General features: G+C 61.7%; 10 protein-coding genes. 2 read left to right on the top strand and 8 right to left on the bottom strand.

From position 1 onward, the window contains the following. Window positions 1-39: 39 nt before the first annotated feature. Window positions 40-276 carry a hypothetical protein gene (locus tag BN874_RS07450; protein WP_034431843.1) on the top strand — a complete coding sequence of 79 codons (237 nt, stop codon included), beginning with the start codon at window positions 40-42 and terminating at the stop codon, window positions 274-276. Window positions 277-385: 109 nt separating this feature from the next. On the opposite strand, the gene BN874_RS07455 is transcribed toward BN874_RS07450, so the two are convergent. The 8 genes from BN874_RS07455 to BN874_RS25025 form a co-directional block, all read right to left on the bottom strand. Beyond that, window positions 386-760, bottom strand: a complete 375-nt coding sequence (locus BN874_RS07455) for a hypothetical protein (RefSeq protein WP_230314361.1) — start codon at window positions 758-760, stop codon at window positions 386-388. Between the two features lie 206 nt (window positions 761-966). Beyond that, entirely contained in the window at window positions 967-1,353 is a 387-nt protein-coding gene (locus BN874_RS07460) for a VOC family protein (RefSeq protein ID WP_034431844.1), read from the bottom strand. A 36-nt stretch (window positions 1,354-1,389) separates the two neighbouring features. Beyond that, the gene (locus tag BN874_RS22345) at window positions 1,390-1,704 is read right to left on the bottom strand and encodes a S24 family peptidase (RefSeq protein ID WP_051497555.1); all 315 of its coding nucleotides are present in this window, start codon (window positions 1,702-1,704) and stop codon (window positions 1,390-1,392) included. Beyond that, window positions 1,698-3,950: a hypothetical protein gene (locus tag BN874_RS22350; protein ID WP_051497556.1), complete on the bottom strand. Its 2,253-nt coding sequence runs from the start codon at window positions 3,948-3,950 to the stop codon at window positions 1,698-1,700. Before BN874_RS22350 ends, BN874_RS22345 begins: the two co-directional genes overlap by 7 nt. 6 nt (window positions 3,951-3,956) lie before the next feature. After that, on the bottom strand, window positions 3,957-5,117 hold the full coding sequence (locus BN874_RS22355) for a hypothetical protein (protein ID WP_051497557.1): 1,161 nt from the start codon (window positions 5,115-5,117) through the stop codon (window positions 3,957-3,959). Continuing rightward, the gene (locus BN874_RS07490; protein WP_034431850.1) at window positions 5,114-5,893 is read right to left on the bottom strand and encodes a hypothetical protein; all 780 of its coding nucleotides are present in this window, start codon (window positions 5,891-5,893) and stop codon (window positions 5,114-5,116) included. The genes BN874_RS22355 and BN874_RS07490 overlap by 4 nt, the downstream gene beginning before the upstream one ends. Continuing rightward, window positions 5,886-6,287 (bottom strand): hypothetical protein, encoded by a 402-nt coding sequence (locus tag BN874_RS07495; protein ID WP_034431852.1) that lies wholly within the window; start codon window positions 6,285-6,287, stop codon window positions 5,886-5,888. The genes BN874_RS07490 and BN874_RS07495 overlap by 8 nt, the downstream gene beginning before the upstream one ends. Beyond that, window positions 6,250-6,429 carry a hypothetical protein gene (locus tag BN874_RS25025; protein ID WP_195912130.1) on the bottom strand — a complete coding sequence of 60 codons (180 nt, stop codon included), beginning with the start codon at window positions 6,427-6,429 and terminating at the stop codon, window positions 6,250-6,252. Before BN874_RS25025 ends, BN874_RS07495 begins: the two co-directional genes overlap by 38 nt. Window positions 6,430-6,441: 12 nt before the next feature. On the opposite strand from BN874_RS25025, the gene BN874_RS07500 reads away from it, so the two are divergent. Then, window positions 6,442-6,762: hypothetical protein (locus tag BN874_RS07500; protein WP_034431853.1), on the top strand; the 321-nt coding region annotated here is incomplete at its 3' end.

Consider the following 6,762-nt stretch of genomic DNA (forward strand, 5'->3'; position numbering starts at 1 on the left):
ATAAACCGATGGGTCATAACCCCCCATGAGAACGTGCCCATGAATCTTGATGCCCTCACTCTCGAACCGATTCGCGAAATCACCGACCGCGCCGGGCAAGAAGGCCGGATTCCATCACCGGACGCTTGCGACGACCAGGGCCAGCCTTTACTCATCTGGGAGGTGTTCGCCGCGCTGTTCGGGTTGACTCTGGAACAAGCTCAGGCCGAGGAAGCCGAGTTTGATCAGCAGGTCGCTGAGGTCGCCTGCTTTGGGCCGGTACAGCGGAGTCAATGAGATACCGCTCGCGGTAGGAACGCCAGGGCTTCAGTGGGCGACCCGCCGTGGCCGGCGCCGCCGCAAGGCGAGGCCAATGCGCCAGATTTCGGTGATGGAGGGTGAAATCTCAATGCCGGACGAAAGCGGCGGCTTGTTCGCGGGTATAGAACCGGTCGCCGCGCACGAAGCCCGCCAGGACGGTCGCTTGAATCGCGATCACGCGACCCGCCGCATCGCGCGCGACGACCAGCGCCGGCGGCAAGCCTTCCAGCAGATGCATCGGTGCCGGTCGCCCATCGGCGAAGCACGCCCGATGGATCACCTCGGTTTGGGTATCCAGAAAAGCGGGCGCAAACCCGTAAGCCTGGTTTTCTGCGCTGACCCCGCCGGTCCCTCGGAACCGCCGGTTCTGCTGATGCAACGCTCGACGGGTCAAGCTCGGCAGCGGCCCGGTGGGCCGCCGCGACGGATCACGGCCAAGACGGAGCGAAAGAGTGGACATGGCGGATTTTCCTCGGCAGTGGGTGGACTCTACTCAGAACAAAGCAAGTCGCGTGCCAAGCTGACTGCCGGTCGCGGACTCAATCTCTTTTATTGATTTTCAATCGGTTGAAGGATCAGCGGATTCCGAAGATCAGCTCCAGCGCCGGCCCCGCCGCGAATCCTCGCGGCGGGCTGGGGTCCGTCGCCGGTCTACTCGGGGGCGGCTTAGGGTTTCCGATAGGTGATCGCGCACAGCGTCGCCCCTTGCGGGTCTTGCAGCACACAGAACCGGCCAATATCGGGAATATCTTCGGGCGGGCGCAACAGTTTCCCGCCCAGCGCTTCCACCTGGCGAGCGGTGGCGTCCACATCCTCCACGGTGACGTAGACGCCCCAGGCGGGTGGCATCCCGGCGCATTCGGGCGGCAGGGTCATCATCCCGCCGACCGCTTCGCCGCCGACCTTGACCATCACATAGTTCATTCCTTCGCTCGGATAATCTTCGGTTTCCCAGCCGAACAACGCCCCATAAAACGACCGGGCGGCGGCTACGTCCGTCGTCATCAGTTCATTCCAGCCGAACGCGCCGTGTTTCATTAGGTTTTCGTTCATCGTCTTCTCCTCTCAGGGTTGCGTTAGAAGTTCGGTTCAGTCAAACCCATGCCGCATCGGCCACAGCCGGTGAATGGCCCAACGCGCCACGCCGATGGCCACGACCTCATTCAGCTGGTGGTTATCGTCGTCCGAGGCCGTCGCGCAGAGCACTCGCTGCCCGCTGGAGTTGCAGCCCACACGGGCCAGCAAAAACTCGCCCTCCACCATCGCCCGCACCATGCTCCCGTCAGTAGCCGGTAATGCCCGATCCATCACTAACAGATCACCGTCGCGAATCCCGGCATCAGCCAGCACATCGCCGTGCATGAACGGCAGATACAGAAATCGATAGAGAAAGGGTATTACCACGGCAGCAGATGGGCGGCGATCAAGGTGTTCCAGTCTGGTTTGTCAACGCCCAACAAAAGTTCGCGTTCCCGAGATTCCTGATCGCTGAGGTCTTCCGGCCCTGTTTCTGGAAGTTTGGAGTGCAGCCAGTTTGGTAGATTTTCCAGCGCCAGTTTAGCCATCACAACACGGCGTTCCTGCTGATAGCGTTTAAGCCAACGTTCGATTTCTGCCCTGGGCCGTTCCAGCAGGCGGCTGAACACCGCCAGTTCAAAGAAGTAGCGGTCGTCCTGTAAAGCAACGCAGATCGCCCCCCAGTCTGGCAGCGCCAAGGTCTCGCCCGATTCCCGTTGGTACAGATGCAGATAGCTCAGGGTGAAACCAACCGGCCCGGTATCCTGCCGACTCTCCAAGCGTTTTTTCAGTTCTGGTAGCCAGGGCGCCAACGCTTCCCAGGCAGCAGCATCCCGTCGCCGCCAAGCCCAAGCGGCCAGCGCCCGCAGCAAATACAGCACACTATCGTTGCCCGATCCCGGTTCGGGACGATCCGCCAGGATCGCCTGGCATTCTTTGGCATAGTTAATATCGTGGGAATCACCGTTTGTTGGCCCGACTAAGGCAGCGGCGTACAGCAGCCAGGCCAATTCCCGCTGACCATTTTCGTCATGTTCAGGAGCTTGATGGCGTTTGCGGCAGAAACAGAGCAGCGCTGCCTCATAACTGCCCTGTCGCAACGCCCGTCGTCCCTGATAATCCAGCCCCTTGAAGCGTTCCTGGGCGGCGAAGTCACCAGTGAATGAATCCGAATCCAGCCAGCGATCCCGAAGGTCGAACAGGGTTTGAGCTGGTTCCGGCAAATTGAGATCGAGCAGAAGATTAACCAGCGACCCCAGCAACCGAATCACGGGTTCATCCATTATTGCAGCGCAGCGCAACCCCTCCACGGTAGCAGCCACTGCACGGGCATAATGGCCCCGGCGATATTCAGCTTTGGCCCAGTCGGAATACAGGCCGAGAGCTTCGGGATGTGCTTTTGCCAAATTCTCCAGGCGTTGTCGGCAGCCATTCAGAAATTCATGGCCGTGCTGCTCGGCCAGATGAGTCAGCAGTGGCGCAACCCAGAGTCGGGTCAAGATCGGCAGGGCGTCAGCGTGGGGATCGAGGCGATGCAGCCATAGCCGGTTGGCCTCCGACGCACCCAGTTCGGACACGGTGAGATGATCGCGTAAGCGTTGCGTCGCTTGGCTCAATTCGCCGTTGTCCATGAAAGTTTGCAGCGTCAGTCGGGGCAGCAGTTCGCACAAGGCCGCGTCATCGCCAGCGCGGGCGCGTTCAGCCAACCCATCCATGAGCCGTTCGGCGAGAGTCGGCGCTTCGCTCATCCGCAACTCGCCCGCGCCCAGCAGACACAACCGGCTCTTCCCTAGCCAAGTCGTCGCCGTTTGCGCGGTGTCCAGCGCATCGCCGATCTGCTCCCCAGTCAACCAGCCCTGCAACAGTCGGGGCAGCAGCGCCCTTGCATCACGGGCGTCCAGTTGGCCGAGCGCCGCCAGCACCGCCACTGCGCCGCGTTGCAACAAGGTGGCGGCGTAGTCCAACAGGTTGCCGTTGCTATCGCCGCACGCCAGCAGGATCGCCAGCGGCGGTAACGGTATCGGTGGCAATGCCCACAGTATCTGATCCGGCAGACGAAACGGCAGGGCATCGGCTTGTTCGCTGCCGTGAACGATCAGGCACAGGGCGCTGAAGACACGGGAATCCTGCCCACCCAGCAACGCTTCGACTTCCCGGGGACCGTCGTAACGATGGACATCGACCGGGGAAAGATCGAGGCCAGCGGGGGGCTGGATCTGCTCGGTGTCCGGCCAGAGATTCAGCAACGCCACTGGTGCGGGGTGTACCGGTGTGGGCAATTCTGCCGTGCGCGGGACGTTGCGCCAGACCCGCAGCCGATCATGCAGCGGAGCGCCATCCAGCGTCAGCCATTCGTAGGGGAAACATTGCCAAGCTTTCGGCAGCGTGGCGCTCAGACGCAGGCGCAACGGGGAAGTCTGGCGCAGTCGTGCCACCAGCCAGTCGGCGAAGGGCGACGGCAACCCGGTTTCCAGCGGGACGGCGCATGGGCCGGTGATGAGGGCGTGAGGATCACGGATCGCAGGTTCGATCCCGATCAGTTCGGGAAAGCGACGGGTCTCGTCCGGGGTCCAACCCCGCAGATGTTCGCCATGCCGCCCCTCCGGCCATAGCCAGATTTCGGTTTCATCCACAGGGGGTTACTCCGCCAGCGGCCAACGCAACCGCTCGCCGTTTTCGTCCAGTAGCACCAATTCAGTACTCGGCGCGGCCTCGACCAGAATCCGGGCGTCTTGGTGCGGTTCCAGAACTGATTCGCGGCGCACTTCACCCTGACGCACGATCTGAACCCGGCAAGGGGTGGCTTGCAGGTTGCGAATCCGCAGGGTAAGGATGCCGACTTCATCCGGGCTTTCATGCAGCTCCAGTTCCAGCCAGTCGCCAAGTCGGTAGATTTCAGTGGTTGCCTCACCCATGACCGGTGCGGGCGCAGTGGTCAGGGCCAGGCTGCACGCTTCACTCGCCTTGCGTAGCAAACTCAGCAGCCGTTCGGCGAGAGTCGGTTGGGCGTGAGCCAGCCGGGCCGGTTCGCGCACCGCAGCGGCGTAGGCGTGACAGAGCCGCTGATAAGCATGGCGCGGATCGTCGGGACCGCCCAAAGGAGTGCCGGTATGAAGCCAGTGACCGGCGACTTGCCGGCGCACGATCCGGCCCGGTTGTGCCGGCGCGGGATCGGGTTCTGAAGCCGTGGCGCAGTCCACCGCCAGCGCCCGCACCGCCACCAACCGGTTCGGCGTCAGTTGGGCCAGTACCCGGCTGACTGAGGGCAGATAAACGTGGACCGGATTCCACAACTGCACCATCCGTGCCAGGGGATCGCAGGGTTCGTCTTCCGATCCCAGCAGCAAATCCCAATACCCGGCGTAATCGCTTTCCGCCATCACCAGCCAGCCGTACCAGACCTGCCGGGTTGCGGTCGACTCGACCAGCAAAACCGTCAGCGGACGCGGCAAATCCCAGTGCAGCAGGCCATTTGGGCCACGGACTTCATCTATTCGCACGATTTGGCCGGGGGTCGGGAGGCGGGAGAACGTCGCCTGTCGAGATGCAACCCGCTGACGAATCAGCGCCCGCAGATCGGGCGGCACGGGCGGAATCGGCGCAGCCTCCGCAATGGCCGGATCGGTGGATAAGGCGGTTTCCAGCGCGCTACGGCGGGCGTGAGATTCTGGATCGGCGTCCAGGGCGCGTTGCATATCAGCAGGCAGTTTCACTCCGCTCCGCCAGCGTTCAATCAGGGCATCGGAGGGGCTGAACAGTTCGGTTTCCAGCAGGGCTAACGGGGGCCAGAGGGTATTCATGGCTCAATCCTTTTTAAGTTCGCGGAATCCGTCGCGTCGGTGAACGGCAAGTCATCCTTTACCCATAACAACGCCTGCTGACAGAGGATTTTCAACGCGGCTTGTGCTACATCCCGGTCATCGAAAAGGGTCGGCAGGTTCAGCGAGCGCAGCCAGCGGCCCAGCAGGGTACGGCGATAGTCGCTATTGGCCGGTGGAGCCAGACCCAGTTGCTGGGCCTTGTAGTGATAGGATGGCAGATAATCCTTGAAGCGCATCAACGGAATCGGCGAGTTCGCGCACAGGCAATGGCGCAAATACAGGCCAACCCACGGTTCCTGACTTTCCAGAAATTCGCGGGCGGCACCGGCGATCCGATTGAGAGTGGCCGCGTTGAGGGATTCGGCGGCTTCCGGTTCCTGTGCGTCGAGAAACTGCCGAAAGGCCACTTCAGCGACTTGCGGCTCGGCATCCTCGATAGAGACATAACCTCCCCTCTGGGCGGCCCGATGCAGGTCGAGCAGAAAGCGTTGGAAATAGCAGCGCAGCGCCCCGCCATGAATCGGCGTATCCACGACATAGCCTTCGCGAAACGTCGGCAAAAGCACCTTGTGCGTGAAAAAGTCGTGAATGCAGTCGTCCAGTGACAGGTTCAAACCGCTCAGTTCCTTAAAGGGATAAGCCGTCAGGATGCGATACACCCACTGATGCAGATCTTCCCATTCCCGCTCGTTGAGATCGTCGCGCCGCCGCCAGAGGTCTTGCAACCGCGCATCTTCTTCCTTGCCGTCAGTCATTATCGCCTCCCCGCCGCCGTTGCAACCAGGCGGCAATGTCTATCCGCAGGTCGTGGCGCAGCACCCCCAGTTCAATCAACCGGTCATGAAAAACCGCCTCGTATTGGTGGGACAGATAGCCGTCGGTTGGGAGTTTTGGCGGTGGCCGTCGGGGAAACCAGTCATCAGGTTTGAGATGGAAAAATTCCGGATTGGGCCGGCGGGTAGCGGGTAGCAATAAGGTGAAGGCGCCGCGCCGGGCCAGCGAAACACCGGGCCGCCAGGCTTTGGGTTCGCGCCGATCGCTGCCGAAGAGCAAAGCCGTCTGGGGCGCCAGATAGTGAAAACCATGCGCCCAATCGGTGGATGGGGCCAGATCAGGGGCTGGCGAAGGTAGTGGTTTTTGGCGGAACATGGCGAGTTGAACAGTCCTTGAGCGGGTTCGGGCAGGTCGCAAATGGGGTCAGGCTATGCCGGATGATACGCGAATCACCTTTTTTCCCGAAAATTCCAGCAACGGTTTGCAAAACACCAAAGATGAGTAATACTTTACTCATAGGAGATCATCCATGTCACGTTTTCAAGCGATCACTACTACGGTACTCGATGCCGAGCTGAACCTGCTGCGTGAGCAACTGGCGCTCGATCCGAACCAGAAAGCTGAGTTACTGCGCGAGGTCACGGCCATCGCCGGCTGGGTCGTGCGACAGGCCGCGCAAGGGCGGGCCATTGAGGCGCGTCGCGATGAGGAGGTTGAGCAACTCCGCCATCCGGCACTGGAACGCTTGCAGGCCGAGCGGGGGCAACCGGTCGGCGACCGCTTGACGCTGAGCGCGGCGGAAACTCTGCGTCTGGCGGCGATTCTCGAGCGCGGATTCAACCCGTCCCCC

The organism is Candidatus Contendobacter odensis Run_B_J11 (assembly GCF_000531125.1).
Classification (GTDB): Bacteria; Pseudomonadota; Gammaproteobacteria; order Competibacterales; family Competibacteraceae; genus Contendibacter; species Contendibacter odensensis.